The sequence below is a fragment of the Prochlorococcus sp. RS04 genome (genome assembly GCF_001989455.1).
GTDB lineage: Bacteria > Cyanobacteriota > Cyanobacteriia > PCC-6307 > Cyanobiaceae > Prochlorococcus_A.
In genome coordinates this window covers 1,601,556-1,617,468 of the sequence record NZ_CP018346.1, presented here as the reverse complement: position 1 = coordinate 1,617,468, position 15,913 = coordinate 1,601,556, and the positions used below count along the sequence as shown (strand labels likewise).

Here is a 15,913-nt window from a genome sequence, read left to right as displayed (position 1 = left end):
TAAGAAAGATTGACAGAAAATTATTGGCTTATAAATTCGAATCGTTCAAGGGTTAAAAGGTTTTCAAAGAATAATCAAAATAAAGATAAATTTTTTGAATATATGTTTATTGACTCTGGAAGAATTCTTGGTGTTTTAGGAAAAGAACCACCTCTTATGACAACCAGAGAAGAACTTAAAGTTGATAAAGCTAGAGATGAATGGAGAAAGTTAATCGCTCAAGGTTGGAGAAGAACCAAACCAGTTTGGGAAGACTATTAGTATCCAATTTTGTTACTAGGATTAGTTATATAAATTATGAGATTTAGGACGTAGTTAGCGGGTAAATTTAATGGCTTCAAAAGTAACAAAGCCATACCTTGAGTTACATTAAATTCTTTATTTTTCATAAAAAAATAAAAGTCTCATTTTAATTATAAAAAGACTGTCAAATACAAAATAAAAATACTGAAAAAAAGATATAAAAGCATTTATTGATTAAGGATTATCAAGGTATCTAATATCTAAAACTTATTTTAAAAAATTATAGATTTAGGGTTACTTGTTTTTTTAATAAAAAAATCCCCGTTATAATGATCCCTGATATTTATTAATTAATAAATACCCAATGAAACATCTCATCACAAGCAAAAGATCAAGAGCTTTATTTGGTATTGGAATAGTTGCTATAAGTATTGGAATAATATCAAAAAAAGTAATTAACTATCCAACTGGTGGATGTATGAAAGGTACTCAAGAAATAACATTTAATATCTAGACATTAATCATTTTACATTTTCCTTAATTCTTAAATCCAGTCAACTTTGATAACTCTTTTAGTGAAAGTACACCTAAAATTAGTTTTCCATTTATTTCCCACGTGGGAAACCCTTTAATTTTTTTATCAATACATAACTGAGTTTGACTGTTTATGCCATCTCTTGCACATTCAACAACATTAAGTTCTCTATAAGCTTGCTTACCAAATAATTCACTTTGATTAAGGCAATTAGGACACCAATATGCTGAATATTTAACTACACCATTATCTTTAAGGTATTTTGCTAACTTTATTGATTCCCTAGTGCTTTCTGAGGTGACTATAAGTTCTCTCTGATTATTTAAGTGGGAGCTATTTACAACACTTGGTAAAGGAAGCAAAACTAATAGTGGGATTAATAGGTGTTTCATTTATTTACTACTTTTCCTCCATATTTTCTTACTACCTTATCAAGCAAAATTCGTATATCTTTATTTTTAAGTTTCTCTATTTGCTGAAGATTTTCAAGAAGATCACATATTTGATCCTGTGTATCTTCATTTAATTCACTTACAGCCATTTATATTTAGAGTTTTTATAATCCAATTTTAAATCAAAAGTAAATTTACATACTTATTGTATTTATATTTTTTTATTGCTATTTTTTTAAAGCGGGCTAAGGTTCATATCTCCACGAGGATTTAGTCCGCTGAATTTTAAAGATTCAATTTATTTTGGATCCTTATTTAAGAAATTGATTAGAAATCTTAAAAAATATTTATCTCTGCATAACTTCTAAATTCCATTGAAAAGCATTCTTATATAAACATTAATAGTGTGACACTATTTATTCAATAATGTTGTTATTTCGCTTCATAACTTTCTTAAAATACTTAAACTCAATAAATTCATGCATCATTTTGATATCATCAGATAATACTTTTTTATTAACTGCATATTCGTCCACATTAAGTGAAGAACTATTATTTTCAGAAAATGTTTCGTGATCAAAAGAAAAGTTTATAAAATCATTATTATTATTTTGATTTTGACCATAAGATTCACTTAACACACCTCTAGACCTTAACGCTTCTTCAACCAATAAACCTGTGACTTTTGACTGGCTAAACTCATTAGCTGTGCACAATTTTTCAATAATTTCATGCACTTCTTCACTTGGCAAAAAACCAATTCTTTTCCTCGGAGAGGGCATAATAAAAAAAATTAGTGTGACACTTGCACATAATAAGTGTTGCACTATATTTGATTTAAGTCAACTAATTTTGCTATGCATATTTTATTATTTCCTGTCGGATTTATTCTTTGGTATCTAGCTTATGAAGCAAAACCTATCATTAATGATGAAGTAACACTTAATTGGGAAGAAAAAAATACAATTAAAAGAAATAAACTTTTAAATATAATCAACGAAAGCTTTTAAAATTTACTGTTAATCGATTTTGACCATTCCTTGTGCTTATTATCTAGATCAGAGATTAACTGTTTTTGATAAGTAAATTTGAGTTGATTTTCGTTAAGTGATTTTTTTGTGATAATCATCTCTTTAGAGAAAAAATAAGGAGTGTTAGAACTACTAATTTTTTTTTTGACTTCCATATAATCAATTTATCTATTTTTTTTATAAGACTTAAAAGGTTATAGACTCAATATTTTTATATTCTTTTTATATTTCCTTCATATGTGTTTTTAGCAAGTTTGTAAAAAATATTAGTTTATTAAATAATAAAGGCTATATTTAAACAAAATATATGTTTTATCATGAATCTTAAGGAGAGAGGGGTTACTGTTGGAGATTTACTAATAATACTAATAATAATAATCACTTCTACAATATTAATTAAATCATTTAGCAAGGATAAGAAAACAACTCTTAATTATAGTAATCAAGAGCAAGTTTCTTATCAGGAAAATTACTTTCAAAAATTTATTTGAATAGCTTATATAAATTATTTATAAAACTCTTAATTAATTGAATTAACTTAAGTATCTCTTATGTAAATTTCAAGAATTAATAATTATAAAACAATAAGTTTATGTATTTTAAATATTTTGATTAAATGATTTAGAACTTTCCCATTTCAAGTTATCCTTTAAATCATTGATATCATTTGATATTGAAGCTAAATTAACCATTTGAAGAATTTGACTTTTATTTAGCCTATTAATAACAATAAGTTTATTAAGCATTTCTAAAACAGATTTATCATTAATATTCATTATTTGTATAAAAAGCTATGATCCTTCAATTCAAATACTTTATCTTATAATTTTAAAAATTTCTCTTAAAATTTTATTATATATTTTATGCTAAATAAAAAAAATATTTATACAATCATTAAAAATAAAACTTTTACTTATAAGAAAATATCATAAGCTCACTTTCTTATAAATTCGTTTATTGTAAAAAGAAAAAATGAAAAAAAACTCTAAGAAAGAATACCTTAATAGAGATGAAGTTAATGAAATGATTGAATCAGCTTTAAGGAGACATAATAGAAGATCTACAATAATATCAAGCGTCCTTGGCTGGATTTTAATTGGAGGTTATTCGTTTGGACTTTTTCAAGCAGTTCAAAATGTCTAATTAATCTTTTCTTTAAAGCAGAACTTCCTAAATGATAGATTAATATAAGACTAACTATTTTTTATGAGGGAATATATAAAGACAAATCTTACAGTGATAAGAAAATATTTAAAAAAACGAAAAAAGTATACATCAAAATTAAATAATGATTCGATAATAGAAGAATTCAAAGAATGGAGCATAGATCAATTACCTGAGACGGAATCAATTTGGACTTTACCTGACTTAACGAGGAATGAAAGACTAAAAAATTTTTGTCGCTCAATTAAGAAGGAAATAAGATAAGTTTTTAACTACCTAGTTGTATATGATTTACCTTTAAGTAAAAATAACCCGCAAATCCAACTATATTCAAAATTACAACGAAAATCCAAGCTCCAACTGGCTGATTAGTATCAAATTTTTTTATTTTAATTTTTTCCTTTAGTCTTTCAATATATTTAGCCATAATTAAAAATATTAAAAAGAATATTTCTAATTATAGAGAGTTAGATTTTAAGGAATCTTAAATAAAATAAAATTTCTTTTAATTAGAATTTTTATTGTCAAGCCTGTTAATGGGATATTTAATTAACTCCTTTTTGAGATTTTTTAAAAGTTTATTGTGATTCAAAATTGTAAATTTCCTAGTAAAGGAATAATGCCATTTCATTGAATTAAAAAAAAACTTGCTAATTCATTATCAATAAAATTATAATACTTATTACGGTCATTAAGACCATACATAATTTAAATTAAGGACAAATTTTTTCATGAGCTTAAGAGTTGGCCAAGAAGCACCAGACTTTAGTGCTACAGCAGTATATGATCAAGAGTTTAAGGAGGTTACACTTTCAGGTCTAAGAGGTAAATGGGTTGTTTTATTCTTCTACCCACTAGATTTTACATTTGTGTGTCCAACTGAAATTACTGCATTTAGTGATAGATACCAAGATTTCTCAGCTCTTAATACTGAAATACTTGGAGTGTCAGTTGATAGCAAACACTGTCATTTGGCTTGGATACAAACCCCAAGAAATGAAGGCGGAATAGGTGATATTAACTACCCGTTAGTTTCTGACTTAAAAAGAGAAATTTGCCAAGCTTACAATGTTCTTAATGATGATGGAGAGGCCGATAGAGGTTTATTTCTTATCAATCCAGAAGGAGTAGTTATGCATACGACTGTTAACAAGGCTCCTGTAGGTAGAAATGTTGATGAAACGCTAAGGATCCTTCAAGGTTATCAATATGTTGCCTCAAACCCTGATGAAGTATGTCCAGCAAACTGGACACCCGGGGAGAAAACAATGTTAGAGGACCCCAAAGGTAGTAAGGAATATTTTTCTGCCCTATAGAAGAATTAGAAACATTTAAGTAAGTATTGAGTAGTAAATAATTATAAAAAAATAAAAAATAAATATATTCAAAAAGGGGATAAAATCCCCCTTTTGAGGTTTTGGTACGATCCAATCGCTCAAATTAGTTTTATATGATAAGAAGGACCACGTATAGAAAAAAATTTCTATGGCGACTAGGATAAAAAGATTAATTAAATTTAAGTCATTTAAACCAAAATATCTATAAATATAAAACTGATCATCAACACTAATATTATTAATTTGAAGATGCCAAAGATAGAAAGAAATCAAAATAAAATTTACCAATATTATTTTTTTTAACAGAAACCTAGATTTCTTAAAAATTAATAGGATAGAAATTAAAAATATGAAAAAACTTAACTGTGGAATATCCGGTTTTGGTACATTAATTCCTTCAAGAAATAAATTAAATATAAAATCAAAATTTATATATATATATTCAGCAATTAAGTAAGAGAGAAATATTAAATTTATTGCTACTAAGAATAGTAATCTTTTTCCTTTAATTATTTTTATACTATGAATTTTATTCCTTGTAAAATTATAATAAGTATAGTTTTTTAAAGAGTTTATATACACCAAAGATGGACATATTGCACCACTCAAATAGTAAATGATTGAATAAAAGGAAATAACATTAATATTGAGTGAATACAAATTTAACCATTGTTTTTGTATAAAAGGAAGAATAAGTAAAAATGAAAGCGTAACTAATAACTTAGTTGTGTTGTTTTTAATTATCAAGAAAATATTTTTTTTAATTTAAAGCAATTAAATCAAACTTTCAACAATTTAGAAGTTGTTAATTTAAAAACTTCTTTATCTATAGTTTCTTGATTTAAAAGTATGTCAACTAATTTATCTAGTAAGACTCTATTTTTTTTCAATATTTTTATTGAATTATTTAATGAAATTTTAGAAATATTTATGATTTCATTATCAATTCTAGAACTGGTATTTTCTGCTATCAGAGGCTTTCTTCTAAATAATCCATCTCCTAAATACATTTCATTATTATCAGAATCCATTGAAATTGGACCAATAATTGAAAATCCATATTTTGTAACCATTTCCCTTACGATATTTGTCGCATAAGAGATATCATTTATGGAGCATTGTGTAATTTCACCTTCACCAAAAACTATCGTTTCTGCTGCTCTTCCAGCTAGAGCAATTTCAATTTTTGAAAATAATAGTTTTTTTGAAATCAATCCACTAGAAATTACATCTTCGTCAGGGCATATTTTTGTATATCCTCCTATAGATCCAGATCTAGGTAAAATCGTAATTTTATCAACTGATTCAATTCCATTTCTTGCAGCAGATACAATTGCTCTACCAACTTCATTATAAGCAATAATTTTTTTCATATTAGGAGAAGTTATTAATGAGCTTCTCAGGCCAATAGTAATTTTATCAAGAGCATTTTCTATATGAAGGTCACTGATTAATTTAGATTCGTCTCTTGCACAGTGAATAGCACTCTCGTTCATCAAGTTTGCAAGATCTGCTCCCGAAAATCCAACTGTTCTAGAAGCCCAATATCCTAAGTCAACTTCGCTTGAAAGTGGTTTGGAAAGTGAGTGAACTGAAAGAATTTTTTTTCTTCCATCTAAATCTGGAAGCATTACTTCAATTTTCCTATCAAATCTACCTGGTCTTAATAGTGCTGCATCCAAAATATCTGGTCTATTTGTAGCTGCTAAAACAATTATCCCAGAATTATCAGCAAAACCATCTAATTCAGTTAGAAGCTGATTAAGGGTTTGTTCTCTTTCATCATTTCCACCTCCGATCCCAGAGCCTCTTTGCCTACCAATGGAATCAATTTCATCAATGAAAATTATACAAGGAGATTTTTCCTTAGCCTTAGAGAACAGATCACGAACTCGGCTTGCTCCAACACCAACAAAAAGTTCTACAAACTCTGATGCCGATATTGAGAGAAAAGGCACTCCTGATTCACCAGCAATTGCTTTAGCTAATAATGTTTTACCTGTTCCTGGTGGGCCTATTAAAAGAACTCCCTTAGGAACTTTTGCTCCAAGATTTTCAAATTTCTTAGGTTCTTTCAAAAATGTTATTACCTCTTTTAATTCCTCAGCGGCTTCAGGCACGCCAGCTACATCATCGAATCTCGTTTCTACATCATCAATAGTTACAAATTTAGTTTGATTTTTAGTAAAACCAAAAGCTCTGGAAGCCAATTTTGATGTACTCCTCAGTATTAAAACTATAGCTAATATGAAAATCAAGAAAAGACTTATTGAAGCAAATGAATTAGCAGCTGAGGCTTCTTTTCTACTATTGTTAATAGTTAGATTTACCTTATTTTCAGTAACCTTTTCAAGGATTAATTGATCGTTGTAAAGGATAGGTATTTTAAATTTATCACCATTTTTATACAGAACATCAATTTCTCTCTGTCTTGGATAGAAAAATATTGATTCTATTTTCCCCGTCTCTATATCTTCTAGAAGATCCGAATAACTTGATTTAGAATCTGAATATGAGAATTTTGATCTAAACACTATCTTTATAAGTGATTAATGAAGCATATATGCTTATTTAAAAAATTGACGTATATAAACAAAATATACTCAAAAGTTTTGGAGATAACCAGTTAAAGGTTATATTATTATATGGAAATAAAGAAACAGAATGGCTGTACCAAAGAAGAAAAAATCAAAAAGCAAAAGGAACCAAAGGCACGCTGTTTGGAAAGGAAAAGCAGCAATAGCAGCTCAAAAAGCTATATCTTTAGGTAAATCAGTTTTAACTGGGAAAGCTCAAGGATTTGTTTATCCTATTGAAGAAGAAGAAGAAGAGTAGCTTTTAAGATCCTAATTTAAATGCTTCAAGTATAACGGCATAAATTGCACCAATTCTTAATTTATCAACTACTGTCCATAGATAATAAAATTTTGAACTTGTGTTAGGTTTAATTCGTATAATGATTTCAATAAAAATAATAATTATTGGGACCATTATCAACTCATTTTTACCTTCAGATATAAATTTTGTAATAAAATTTGCGAACAAAAAATAACCTGTCAAAACAGAAATTAGACCAATAGATTTTGTTCTCCAAGTATCACTTAGAAAACCAAAAAATAATTTATTAAACTGGTAGGTAATTTTTGAAAAATTAGTTTTTTGCATTATTAAAAGACACTAAATAATTACTCAGAAAGTTATAGTCAACATATGATTTTTTTAGTTTAGGGCCTTTAATTACATTTGCCACATTATTCTGATCACCAAGACTGTCTAAAATACAATCTAATTTAATATTTTCCTCAAGAACAACTGGGATATTTGAATGAACAAAAATTGTTGGCAAGTTAGCTGCCAAGGAAGATTTCAATCCTGGATTGGAATCTTCAAAAACAATTGAGTTGTTTTTGTTTATACCACTTAATTGGATTGCCTTTAAATATGGTAATGGATTTGGTTTCTTTAATTCAACGTCTTCGCTTGAAATAATGAACTCAAAAGGGTTGAAGCCATTAAAAAGATGATCAACAAGTAGATTGACTTGAATTCTTGAACTTGAAGTAACAATAAATTGTCTTACTTTTTTTGTATGTAATTCATTTATTAATCTAAAAACACCAGTTTTTAAACTAACCAAATTTTTTTTTATAATTTCTAAATAATGAAACTGCTTTGTTTCATGAATTTTGAGAATTAAATCTTCTGACAAATTATCATTATTAGATTTAGCGTAATAAGCAATCCTATTTTTGCCCCCATTTATCTTCAGAAGTTTTATATATGTTTTAGTATCCCAATCCCAATCAATACCAAGGTCATTAAAAGCATTATTAAAAGCAGGTAAATGGGCCTCTAATTCAGTATTTGCGATGGTACCATCTAAATCCCAATAAACACCCTCCAGATAAGCCACCAAAAAGAATTACTTTTATTTACGGTAAAATACAAGAGCAATAATTGCTGGTCCTGCTAACGCAACTACAGCCAATGGAATAAGTGTTGCCATGATTAATGAATATGTTTTGTGATACTATTTTTACAAATAAATGAAGAAACTGTACTGATACGTTACAAGATTGAATTAAATTATGAAATCATGGACATGTATAGAAAATTGTGGAGCTTGTTGTAAATTCGATTTGAATGAAAGAAGCGAATTGGCTAACAAACTTAACAAAGAAGATATAGCTTTGATAAATTCGATGACAGCTAAAGACGGTTGGTGTAAAAACCTGGACAGAGAAAATAAAAAATGCTTAATTTATGAAACCAGACCACATTTTTGCCGGGTAATTGAATTTTCAACTTCATTTAAAGGATATTTAAAATCTGGTGATAAATTTTTAATAGATTGCTGCAAACAACATATTTCATCAAATTATGGATACCAAAGTAAAGAGATGAAAACTTTTAGAATTGCTGTTTCAGAAAAATGAATAGTAAAATAGAAAAAAAAGAAAACAATCTAGAAAAAAGTTTTTTTTCAATATTTATAACGACTTTTACAACAATTTTTATTGCTGAACTTGGCGATAAAACTCAGATAGCCACATTAATGCTTTCTGCTGAATCGGGCAGGCCAATAATTGTTTTTCTTGGAAGTTCTCTAGCATTAATAAGCTCTAGCATAGTAGGAGTTCTTATTGGTAAATGGGTATCAAAAAAAATATCTCCTAGCAAATTTGCTTTATCTACTGGTACTTTAATGATATTGATAAGTATATTTTTAGCTTACGAAACATTCAAAAATTATTTATAAATGATTTTAAGTTTATTAGTATCAACATTTCTAACTGTTTTCATAGCTGAATTAGGTGACAAAACTCAACTAGCTACTTTAACTATAAGTGGCACTTCAAATAAACCATTAGCAGTTTTTCTAGGATCTTCTTCAGCACTTGTTTTTGCAAGTTTACTAGGAGCTTTAACAGGTGGGTCTATTTCAAGTTTTTTACCAGAAGTAGTTCTTAAGACAATAGCCTCCATTACATTTTTCATCATTGGTATAAGGCTTTTTATCAACTCTTTCAAAATCGAACAAGAAGAAAAAGAAGAGAAAGAAAATAAATAGTTTTAAGCTTGGATAATAAGGTGTAATAATGAAGTGTATACCCCTAAATTGATTTATAATTTTATTTAGATCATGTTCACATCATCTTCAATAATTGATAATCTTAATCAGTCAGATGGGTTAGAATATAAAAAATTATGCAGATTATTAAAAATAACAAAGAAATCTGATAAAGATAAATTAGATATTGCTTTAACAGCTCTAAAAACACTTGAAATAATTAATAAAAATGAAAATGATGAATATACATGCATAAAGGATAATGATCATCTTGTCGCCAAAATAAGATGTAGTAGCAAAGGCTATTGCTTTGCTGTGAGAGGAAAAGACAAAGAAGATATCTACATTAAAGAAAATCTACTTAACCATGCATGGAATGGAGATAAAGTTTTAGTAAGGATAATAAAAGAGGGATATAGAAGAAGATCACCTGAAGGAATAGTTGATTGTATTCTTGAAAGATCAAATCAAATACTTCTTTCTAAAGTAGAAATAATAAACAATGATGTATATGGAATCCCAATTGACGATAGGATCCTTTCTAAAATTAAACTTCCAAAAGAGAATGAAAAATACACTTTCAATCCAGACAAAAAGAATATAGTAAAAGTTGAGATTGATAGATTCCCCATAGGTCAAGAAGAAGGACTAGGTCATGTGATAAAAGAACTAAAACTAAACAATAATGAAGACTATGATACAGAATTTGTTCTATCTAAAAGCAATATCGTTAAATCATACGATTTAAATAATATTGAATCAAAAAAAATAGAACAAAGGGAGAGAATAGACCTTACAGATAAAAACTCTTATTTATTCAAAAGTTGGAATTCTAATAACTCTCCAATGCTCCCAATGATACAAATAGAGCATGGAAAAAATAAAAATACTAAATTATGGATACATACAAATAATCTTGCAGAAAGAGTAGATCTTAATAGTAAAAAATCTCTAGAAATATTTTTCAAAGGCTTTGAATCATTACCCTTATTAAATGATTGGCAAAACCACCTTGGTGAAGCCATAAGAAATGATTCTGAATTTAAATTTGGCGAAAAGAATGAAGCAATAAGCCTCTGTGTAAATTTAAATAGTGATAATGAAATAATTGATTGGTCATTTCATCTTACTTTAGTTAAATGCACTCTTATTGTTGGAAGTGATCATACTGACGCGCTTCTATCTAGAAAAAGCAAATCAAGAATAACCTCTCGGGTATTAAAACCTATAAAGGAATATGTCGACGATTTAGATAAAATACTAGAAATTTCATGTTCATTCAGAGAAAACCATCTTTTGGAGGGTAAGGTGGAAATTCCTGCGCCACTGAATAAGATTGAAGCACTAGAAGAATTTTTTATTCACAATCCAGCTGAATATTCAAAAGGATATTTTGAAACATTAAATAAAGAAGATTGCCAAACTTACCTTTCACCAATACTATATGAAGCTAATTTAATATGGTTCAAACATTCAAATCAATATGGTTTAAAAAGTGCAGGATACACTTCAAATGAAATAGATCACATTAATGCTAATGAAATTATCAAATATTCAGAATTTATTGATAATGATGTAGAGCTTAATGAAGATGGCAATTTGACATTTAGTCAAGTAATTAAATTATGTGACGACGATAATAAAAAAAGAATCTTACATAAACTTCTAATTAATGAATTTAAGGACAATGAAATAAGGTTGATATCTAATGATCCTGATAATGATGAATCAGAAAAATTATTTATTTCTCCATGGACAGTTCCTGGATTTGACTTCATTAATCTAATTAACCAGTACTGTATTTTTAATATGATAATAAATGGTAAGAAATCAAAGAAAAGTAATATTGATGCAATCAATATATCGGAAAGTAATTCATTAGACCTAGTAAATTGGGATATATTTAATTCATCAACATCAAAAAATCTAGAAATATTATTTAACAAGTTTGTGATAGATAAACTTAATGAATTCAAGTACAAAGTTAACCAATATAAATCTAATTTGATAAATATAAAAAAAGTAAGAAAAGCAGAAAAATTACTAGGTAATATTTATAGTGGGTTTATTTTATCAGTGCAAACATATGGTTTCTTTGTTGAGATATCAGAACTAAATGTAGAGGGTTTAGTACACGTAAGCACTCTTAATAATGATTGGTATGAATACAGGTCAAGGCAAAATCTATTGATTGGAAGAAAATCTAAAAAATCATATAAAGTTGGAGATGCAATAGAAGTAAAAATAATAAAAGTCGATATTCTTAAATATCAAATTGATTTAGAATTAACATAAAGAAATTTTCACAAAATATATTATGGAAATATTAACCAAAAAAAATTAAGCTAACATTTTATAATTATGTTTAAGAAAAAATATTTACTTTTAACTCTTTTTTTAATAATAATTTTTCAAATTTTATTATATACAAATAATAATCAGAAGACTTCATATAGATACTTAAAATGGACCCTTCAAGAAGTAAGTATAGGTAAGTTAATCAGTATTTCGTTTTTTTCTGGTTTATTTGTAAGCACTTTATTGAATACAACAATTATTAGTACTAATTTCAGAAAAAATACTTTCGAAAATGTGGAAGATGATTTTGTATCTAATAATAATGAGGAAGAAATGGAACCAAACGTTGAGATGCCGCCACAAAGGGATATTAGAGAAACTCAACCAACAATTTCTGTTAATTACAGAGTAGTCAAAAATATGAATGATAATAATTTAAAAAAAGATCAAAGTTATTCAAATCAAGATATTAAAGATGACTGGGATAATGCAGATAATGATTGGTAGAAAAATAAATTAATTAAAAAATGTTTTTTTAATTTATAATGGAGTAAACACTTTTTTTTATGGAAGAAAATTTAGACAAAAATAATAAATTAAATAAAGAAATATCTGACAATACTACTAAATCAAACTCTGAGGAAATAAAAGTACCTAAATCAGAAAAAGTTATCAATATAGACATAAATAATGGTGATTCTGCTACTAAAGTTGTTATAAAAAATGAAAATAATACCCCCGAAAAACCTATAACAAAACCCAAAAAAGAACTCCCAGTAGAGAAAAAGCCTTTCCAAGAATTTATTAACATACACCTAATTCCTTCACTTACTGAGGAAATTAATCAAAGAGGATTAGAAATAAACAATATTAAACTCACTAACACAAATAGACCTATTGCTGGAGATAAATGTTGGGTAATAAATTGTGAAATTAAAGATACATGTAACTTTTGGTTATCCTTTGAGAGAGATGACATTAGTTCATTAAAAAGTATTTCTTTATCAAAACCTAATCAACAACCCAGTATTATTGAATCTTTTCTTATTGATGAAAAAAGGATTACCCTAAAATTAATAATTTCAAGAGTACTTCAAAGATTGAATGGGCAAAAGTTAATAGGAGTTAATTAGAAAAACAATAACACCAAGTTAACTTTTCCCTCGAAAATACAAATCATAGTAAATAATAGTATTAATAAACCGAATAAAAAATGGCTCAATCAACTGTTGAATCAAAAAATAAAAAAGATATTAATAATGGAAAGATACCAGCAAAAGAAACAATTTTGTCTCCAAGATTCTATACAACAGACTTTGAGGCTATGGAAAATATGGATTTATCAATAAACGAGGAGGAATTGGAAGCTATATGTGAGGAATTTAGGAAAGATTACAATAGACATCATTTTGTAAGAAATAGTGAATTTGAAGGCGCTGCAGATAAATTAGATCCTGAGACAAGAGAGCTTTTTGTTGATTTTCTCGAGGGAAGTTGTACTTCAGAATTTTCAGGTTTTTTACTTTACAAGGAGCTTAGCAAAAGGATTAAAGTCAAAAACCCTCTTCTTGCCGAATGTTTTGCCCATATGGCCAGAGACGAAGCTAGACATGCAGGTTTCTTGAATAAATCTATGAGTGACTTTGGACTTCAGTTAGATTTAGGTTTTTTAACAGCCAATAAAGATTACACTTATTTCCCTCCAAGAAGTATTTTTTACGCTACTTATTTATCCGAAAAAATAGGTTATTGGAGATATATAGCAATTTATAGGCATCTCGAAAAGAACCCTGATAGCAAAATTTTTCCACTATTTAATTACTTTGAAAATTGGTGTCAAGATGAAAATAGACATGGGGATTTCTTTGACGCATTAATGAAAGCACAGCCACGTACTGTTAAATCATTAAGTCAAAAAATTACCATTGGCGGCTCTACTTTTACACACCCATTATTCGACTACTTCCATAGGTTTAGATATTTCTTGAATAATCTTCCATTAACATCCAAGTTATGGTCTAGGTTCTTTCTATTAGCTGTATTTGCAACTATGTATGCAAGGGATTTGGGAATTAAAAAAGATTTCTACAGTTCTTTAGGTTTAGATGCCAGAGATTACGACCAGTTTGTTATTAATAAAACAAATGAAACTGCAGCTAGAGTTTTCCCTGTAGTAATGGACGTTTATGATAAATCTTTTTATGGCAGATTAGATAAAATAGTAGAGAATAATAAGGTTCTTTCTGATATTGCAAACAGTGATGGAAATAAAGTATCTAAAACTTTTAAAAAATTACCTAAATATTTATCAAACGGTTACCAGCTATTAAGACTATACTTATTAAAACCTCTTGATAGCAAAGATTTCCAACCTTCGATTAGATAATCTTTAATCCAGAGAAGATTTATAGACTCATATGCTTTCGTCACAAATCAAATCAAATGAAATCGTTTTTGGTAGTTGCAATAAAGATTTATTAGAAGAAATCATTTTCTACGGAATTGGACTTGGTGCTGATTTTGTAGAAATATTTATAGAGAATACAGACAACTCAAGCGTTCTAGCTGAAGAGGATTTCATTACAAGTGTAAGTCCATCATTTGGAAGAGGTGCTGGTATTAGAATCTTCAAAGATAAAAAGGATGGTTTTGTAAGTACAAATGATTTAACAAAGAATGGCTTGATGAGGTCGGTATCTCAGGCTATTGAGATGTTAGACATAACAGATAATAAAAAAATAGAAGTATTTAACGGTCTTGATAAACATAGGGACTATAGTTTATCTAAGAAAAAATGGATTAATGAAGTCCCATCTATACATGAGATAAGTGAAAAACTATTAGTCAGCACGAAGTCTCTAAAAAAAAATAATAAAATAATAACTAGAAAAGGAAGTTACTCTAGAAATCTACAGGAAGTAATTATAGCCTCCAGCGATGGAACCTATGTCTCAGATATTAGGTTGCATCAAACAGTTGGACTCAACGTGATTGCTAGTGATGCCCAATATAGATCTAGTGGAAGTAGAAGATTTGGATCGTCAGGAATGCCTCATGAATTCAGATTATGGGATAACGAAAAAGCAGCTAATGATGTATTTGAAAGCTCAATGAACATGTTGTACGCAGATTATGTCGATGCGGGACAAATGCCTGTTGTATTAGCTAATAAATTTGGTGGCGTTATATTCCACGAAGCCTGCGGTCATTTACTTGAAACGACTCAAATAGAGAGAGGAACAACCCCATTTGAGAACAAATTGAATGAAAAAATTGCACATGAATCTGTAACAGCAATAGACGAAGGAATTTCAGAAGGATCCTTTGGTTCATTATCAGTAGATGATGAAGGTATGGAACCCGAAAAATCAGTTCTTATAAAAGATGGAATTTTAAAAAAATTCATATCTGACAGGGCAGGTGAATTAAGAACTGGCCATAAAAGAACAGGAAGTGGAAGAAGACAAAATTATTCTTTTGCTGCAGCTTCACGAATGAGAAATACTTATATAGCTAAAGGTGAGCACTCAAAAGAGGATTTAATCAACAGTATTAGTGATGGTCTTTACTGCAAATCAATGGGTGGTGGCAGTGTAGGTGCTACAGGACAATTTAATTTTGCAGTAGAAGAAGGATATCTTATTAAAAATGGAAAATTAACTAATCCAGTAAAGGGAGCAACTTTGATTGGTGAGGCAAAAGAAGTTATGCCAAAAATATCAATGTGTGGAAATGACCTCGAATTAGCGCCTGGATTTTGTGGATCTATCAGTGGAAGTGTCAATGTAACTGTTGGCCAACCTCATATTAAGGTTGATTCAATCACTGTTGGAGGAAGATAG

Annotated in this window: 25 protein-coding genes; 15 read left to right on the top strand and 10 right to left on the bottom strand. The window is 28.3% G+C overall.

Annotated features, from left to right (window positions below):
* Nucleotides 1-9: 9 nt before the first annotated feature.
* Complete coding sequence (locus tag BS621_RS09015) at nucleotides 10-261, top strand: DUF1651 domain-containing protein (protein ID WP_025931916.1); 252 nt, start codon at nucleotides 10-12, stop codon at nucleotides 259-261.
* Here BS621_RS09015 and BS621_RS09745 read toward each other — a convergent pair.
* Nucleotides 258-389: a hypothetical protein gene (locus BS621_RS09745; protein WP_257787467.1), complete on the bottom strand. Its 132-nt coding sequence runs from the start codon at nucleotides 387-389 to the stop codon at nucleotides 258-260. The genes BS621_RS09015 and BS621_RS09745 overlap by 4 nt on opposite strands.
* Nucleotides 390-607: 218 nt before the next feature.
* Here BS621_RS09745 and BS621_RS09650 point away from each other — a divergent pair, with 218 nt between their 5' ends.
* Complete coding sequence (locus tag BS621_RS09650) at nucleotides 608-757, top strand: hypothetical protein (RefSeq protein WP_198025618.1); 150 nt, start codon at nucleotides 608-610, stop codon at nucleotides 755-757.
* Nucleotides 758-780: 23 nt separating this feature from the next.
* On the opposite strand, the gene BS621_RS09010 is transcribed toward BS621_RS09650, so the two are convergent.
* The 3 genes from BS621_RS09010 to BS621_RS09005 form a co-directional block, all read right to left on the bottom strand.
* Nucleotides 781-1,170: a hypothetical protein gene (locus BS621_RS09010; RefSeq protein WP_077142596.1), complete on the bottom strand. Its 390-nt coding sequence runs from the start codon at nucleotides 1,168-1,170 to the stop codon at nucleotides 781-783.
* Nucleotides 1,167-1,319 (bottom strand): hypothetical protein, encoded by a 153-nt coding sequence (locus tag BS621_RS09645; RefSeq protein WP_011818442.1) that lies wholly within the window; start codon nucleotides 1,317-1,319, stop codon nucleotides 1,167-1,169. The genes BS621_RS09010 and BS621_RS09645 overlap by 4 nt, the downstream gene beginning before the upstream one ends.
* Nucleotides 1,320-1,586: 267 nt before the next feature.
* Nucleotides 1,587-1,952, bottom strand: coding sequence for a hypothetical protein (locus BS621_RS09005; RefSeq protein WP_077142595.1), 366 nt, complete (start codon nucleotides 1,950-1,952; stop codon nucleotides 1,587-1,589).
* 75 nt (nucleotides 1,953-2,027) lie between these two features.
* On the opposite strand from BS621_RS09005, the gene BS621_RS09640 reads away from it, so the two are divergent.
* On the top strand, nucleotides 2,028-2,180 hold the full coding sequence (locus BS621_RS09640; RefSeq protein ID WP_011818444.1) for a hypothetical protein: 153 nt from the start codon (nucleotides 2,028-2,030) through the stop codon (nucleotides 2,178-2,180).
* A gap of 620 nt (nucleotides 2,181-2,800) precedes the next feature.
* On the opposite strand, the gene BS621_RS09635 is transcribed toward BS621_RS09640, so the two are convergent.
* Nucleotides 2,801-2,977 (bottom strand): hypothetical protein, encoded by a 177-nt coding sequence (locus BS621_RS09635; RefSeq protein WP_198025619.1) that lies wholly within the window; start codon nucleotides 2,975-2,977, stop codon nucleotides 2,801-2,803.
* A 196-nt stretch (nucleotides 2,978-3,173) separates the two neighbouring features.
* Between BS621_RS09635 and BS621_RS09630 the strand changes: the two genes are divergently transcribed.
* Together BS621_RS09630 and BS621_RS08995 are read left to right on the top strand one after the other, a co-directional pair.
* Nucleotides 3,174-3,344, top strand: a complete 171-nt coding sequence (locus BS621_RS09630; RefSeq protein ID WP_011818447.1) for a hypothetical protein — start codon at nucleotides 3,174-3,176, stop codon at nucleotides 3,342-3,344.
* A 63-nt stretch (nucleotides 3,345-3,407) separates the two neighbouring features.
* Nucleotides 3,408-3,629: a hypothetical protein gene (locus BS621_RS08995; RefSeq protein ID WP_077142594.1), complete on the top strand. Its 222-nt coding sequence runs from the start codon at nucleotides 3,408-3,410 to the stop codon at nucleotides 3,627-3,629.
* A gap of 4 nt (nucleotides 3,630-3,633) precedes the next feature.
* On the opposite strand, the gene BS621_RS09625 is transcribed toward BS621_RS08995, so the two are convergent.
* Complete coding sequence (locus BS621_RS09625; protein ID WP_198025620.1) at nucleotides 3,634-3,792, bottom strand: hypothetical protein; 159 nt, start codon at nucleotides 3,790-3,792, stop codon at nucleotides 3,634-3,636.
* Nucleotides 3,793-4,096: 304 nt separating this feature from the next.
* On the opposite strand from BS621_RS09625, the gene BS621_RS08990 reads away from it, so the two are divergent.
* Nucleotides 4,097-4,681: a peroxiredoxin gene (locus BS621_RS08990; RefSeq protein ID WP_077142593.1), complete on the top strand. Its 585-nt coding sequence runs from the start codon at nucleotides 4,097-4,099 to the stop codon at nucleotides 4,679-4,681.
* An 800-nt stretch (nucleotides 4,682-5,481) separates the two neighbouring features.
* Here BS621_RS08990 and ftsH read toward each other — a convergent pair.
* Nucleotides 5,482-7,236: an ATP-dependent zinc metalloprotease FtsH gene (gene ftsH, locus BS621_RS08980; protein WP_077142591.1), complete on the bottom strand. Its 1,755-nt coding sequence runs from the start codon at nucleotides 7,234-7,236 to the stop codon at nucleotides 5,482-5,484.
* 130 nt (nucleotides 7,237-7,366) lie between these two features.
* Between ftsH and rpmF the strand changes: the two genes are divergently transcribed.
* Entirely contained in the window at nucleotides 7,367-7,537 is a 171-nt protein-coding gene (rpmF, locus tag BS621_RS08975) for a 50S ribosomal protein L32 (protein ID WP_002805281.1), read from the top strand.
* Nucleotides 7,538-7,540: 3 nt separating this feature from the next.
* Here rpmF and BS621_RS08970 read toward each other — a convergent pair whose 3' ends face one another.
* Genes BS621_RS08970 through psb30 form a run of 3 tightly spaced genes read right to left on the bottom strand, consistent with a single transcriptional unit; the run spans nucleotide 7,541 to nucleotide 8,708 of the window.
* Complete coding sequence (locus BS621_RS08970; RefSeq protein WP_077142590.1) at nucleotides 7,541-7,867, bottom strand: DUF565 domain-containing protein; 327 nt, start codon at nucleotides 7,865-7,867, stop codon at nucleotides 7,541-7,543.
* Nucleotides 7,854-8,615, bottom strand: a complete 762-nt coding sequence (locus tag BS621_RS08965; protein ID WP_077142589.1) for an HAD-IA family hydrolase — start codon at nucleotides 8,613-8,615, stop codon at nucleotides 7,854-7,856. Before BS621_RS08965 ends, BS621_RS08970 begins: the two co-directional genes overlap by 14 nt.
* 15 nt (nucleotides 8,616-8,630) lie before the next feature.
* Nucleotides 8,631-8,708, bottom strand: a complete 78-nt coding sequence (gene psb30 / locus BS621_RS09750; RefSeq protein WP_144010216.1) for a photosystem II reaction center protein Ycf12/Psb30 — start codon at nucleotides 8,706-8,708, stop codon at nucleotides 8,631-8,633.
* An 82-nt stretch (nucleotides 8,709-8,790) separates the two neighbouring features.
* Between psb30 and BS621_RS08960 the strand changes: the two genes are divergently transcribed.
* The 8 genes from BS621_RS08960 to BS621_RS08925 all read left to right on the top strand — a co-directional run bounded on the left by BS621_RS08960 (nucleotide 8,791) and on the right by BS621_RS08925 (nucleotide 15,913).
* Nucleotides 8,791-9,138 carry a YkgJ family cysteine cluster protein gene (locus BS621_RS08960; protein ID WP_077142588.1) on the top strand — a complete coding sequence of 116 codons (348 nt, stop codon included), beginning with the start codon at nucleotides 8,791-8,793 and terminating at the stop codon, nucleotides 9,136-9,138.
* Complete coding sequence (locus BS621_RS08955; RefSeq protein ID WP_077142587.1) at nucleotides 9,135-9,461, top strand: TMEM165/GDT1 family protein; 327 nt, start codon at nucleotides 9,135-9,137, stop codon at nucleotides 9,459-9,461. Before BS621_RS08960 ends, BS621_RS08955 begins: the two co-directional genes overlap by 4 nt.
* The gene (locus tag BS621_RS08950; RefSeq protein ID WP_077142586.1) at nucleotides 9,462-9,773 is read left to right on the top strand and encodes a TMEM165/GDT1 family protein; all 312 of its coding nucleotides are present in this window, start codon (nucleotides 9,462-9,464) and stop codon (nucleotides 9,771-9,773) included.
* A gap of 72 nt (nucleotides 9,774-9,845) precedes the next feature.
* Nucleotides 9,846-12,068, top strand: a complete 2,223-nt coding sequence (locus tag BS621_RS08945) for an RNB domain-containing ribonuclease (RefSeq protein ID WP_077142585.1) — start codon at nucleotides 9,846-9,848, stop codon at nucleotides 12,066-12,068.
* Nucleotides 12,069-12,134: 66 nt separating this feature from the next.
* Nucleotides 12,135-12,578 carry a hypothetical protein gene (locus BS621_RS08940; RefSeq protein WP_077142584.1) on the top strand — a complete coding sequence of 148 codons (444 nt, stop codon included), beginning with the start codon at nucleotides 12,135-12,137 and terminating at the stop codon, nucleotides 12,576-12,578.
* Nucleotides 12,579-12,637: 59 nt separating this feature from the next.
* On the top strand, nucleotides 12,638-13,204 hold the full coding sequence (locus BS621_RS08935) for a DUF2996 domain-containing protein (protein ID WP_077142583.1): 567 nt from the start codon (nucleotides 12,638-12,640) through the stop codon (nucleotides 13,202-13,204).
* A gap of 80 nt (nucleotides 13,205-13,284) precedes the next feature.
* A complete protein-coding gene (acsF, locus tag BS621_RS08930) occupies nucleotides 13,285-14,457 on the top strand; it encodes a magnesium-protoporphyrin IX monomethyl ester (oxidative) cyclase (protein WP_077142582.1) in 1,173 nt (390 codons plus the stop codon).
* Nucleotides 14,458-14,488: 31 nt separating this feature from the next.
* Nucleotides 14,489-15,913: a TldD/PmbA family protein gene (locus tag BS621_RS08925; protein ID WP_077142581.1), complete on the top strand. Its 1,425-nt coding sequence runs from the start codon at nucleotides 14,489-14,491 to the stop codon at nucleotides 15,911-15,913.

Bases quoted from the DNA above. Each gene is read 5' to 3' on its own strand.
- BS621_RS09745 (WP_257787467.1), bottom strand. From the start codon at position 389: ATGAAAAATAAAGAATTTAATGTAACTCAAGGTATGGCTTTGTTACTT.
- BS621_RS09650 (WP_198025618.1), top strand. From the start codon at position 608: ATGAAACATCTCATCACAAGCAAAAGATCAAGAGCTTTATTTGGTATT.
- BS621_RS09010 (WP_077142596.1), bottom strand. From the start codon at position 1,170: ATGAAACACCTATTAATCCCACTATTAGTTTTGCTTCCTTTACCAAGT.
- BS621_RS09645 (WP_011818442.1), bottom strand. From the start codon at position 1,319: ATGGCTGTAAGTGAATTAAATGAAGATACACAGGATCAAATATGTGAT.
- BS621_RS09005 (WP_077142595.1), bottom strand. From the start codon at position 1,952: ATGCCCTCTCCGAGGAAAAGAATTGGTTTTTTGCCAAGTGAAGAAGTG.
- BS621_RS09640 (WP_011818444.1), top strand. From the start codon at position 2,028: ATGCATATTTTATTATTTCCTGTCGGATTTATTCTTTGGTATCTAGCT.
- BS621_RS09635 (WP_198025619.1), bottom strand. From the start codon at position 2,977: ATGAATATTAATGATAAATCTGTTTTAGAAATGCTTAATAAACTTATT.
- BS621_RS09630 (WP_011818447.1), top strand. From the start codon at position 3,174: ATGAAAAAAAACTCTAAGAAAGAATACCTTAATAGAGATGAAGTTAAT.
- BS621_RS08995 (WP_077142594.1), top strand. From the start codon at position 3,408: ATGAGGGAATATATAAAGACAAATCTTACAGTGATAAGAAAATATTTA.
- BS621_RS09625 (WP_198025620.1), bottom strand. From the start codon at position 3,792: ATGGCTAAATATATTGAAAGACTAAAGGAAAAAATTAAAATAAAAAAA.
- BS621_RS08990 (WP_077142593.1), top strand. From the start codon at position 4,097: ATGAGCTTAAGAGTTGGCCAAGAAGCACCAGACTTTAGTGCTACAGCA.
- rpmF (WP_002805281.1), top strand. From the start codon at position 7,367: ATGGCTGTACCAAAGAAGAAAAAATCAAAAAGCAAAAGGAACCAAAGG.
- BS621_RS08970 (WP_077142590.1), bottom strand. From the start codon at position 7,867: ATGCAAAAAACTAATTTTTCAAAAATTACCTACCAGTTTAATAAATTA.
- psb30 (WP_144010216.1), bottom strand. From the start codon at position 8,708: ATGGCAACACTTATTCCATTGGCTGTAGTTGCGTTAGCAGGACCAGCA.
- BS621_RS08960 (WP_077142588.1), top strand. From the start codon at position 8,791: ATGAAATCATGGACATGTATAGAAAATTGTGGAGCTTGTTGTAAATTC.
- BS621_RS08955 (WP_077142587.1), top strand. From the start codon at position 9,135: ATGAATAGTAAAATAGAAAAAAAAGAAAACAATCTAGAAAAAAGTTTT.
- BS621_RS08950 (WP_077142586.1), top strand. From the start codon at position 9,462: ATGATTTTAAGTTTATTAGTATCAACATTTCTAACTGTTTTCATAGCT.
- BS621_RS08945 (WP_077142585.1), top strand. From the start codon at position 9,846: ATGTTCACATCATCTTCAATAATTGATAATCTTAATCAGTCAGATGGG.
- BS621_RS08940 (WP_077142584.1), top strand. From the start codon at position 12,135: ATGTTTAAGAAAAAATATTTACTTTTAACTCTTTTTTTAATAATAATT.
- BS621_RS08935 (WP_077142583.1), top strand. From the start codon at position 12,638: ATGGAAGAAAATTTAGACAAAAATAATAAATTAAATAAAGAAATATCT.
- acsF (WP_077142582.1), top strand. From the start codon at position 13,285: ATGGCTCAATCAACTGTTGAATCAAAAAATAAAAAAGATATTAATAAT.
- BS621_RS08925 (WP_077142581.1), top strand. From the start codon at position 14,489: ATGCTTTCGTCACAAATCAAATCAAATGAAATCGTTTTTGGTAGTTGC.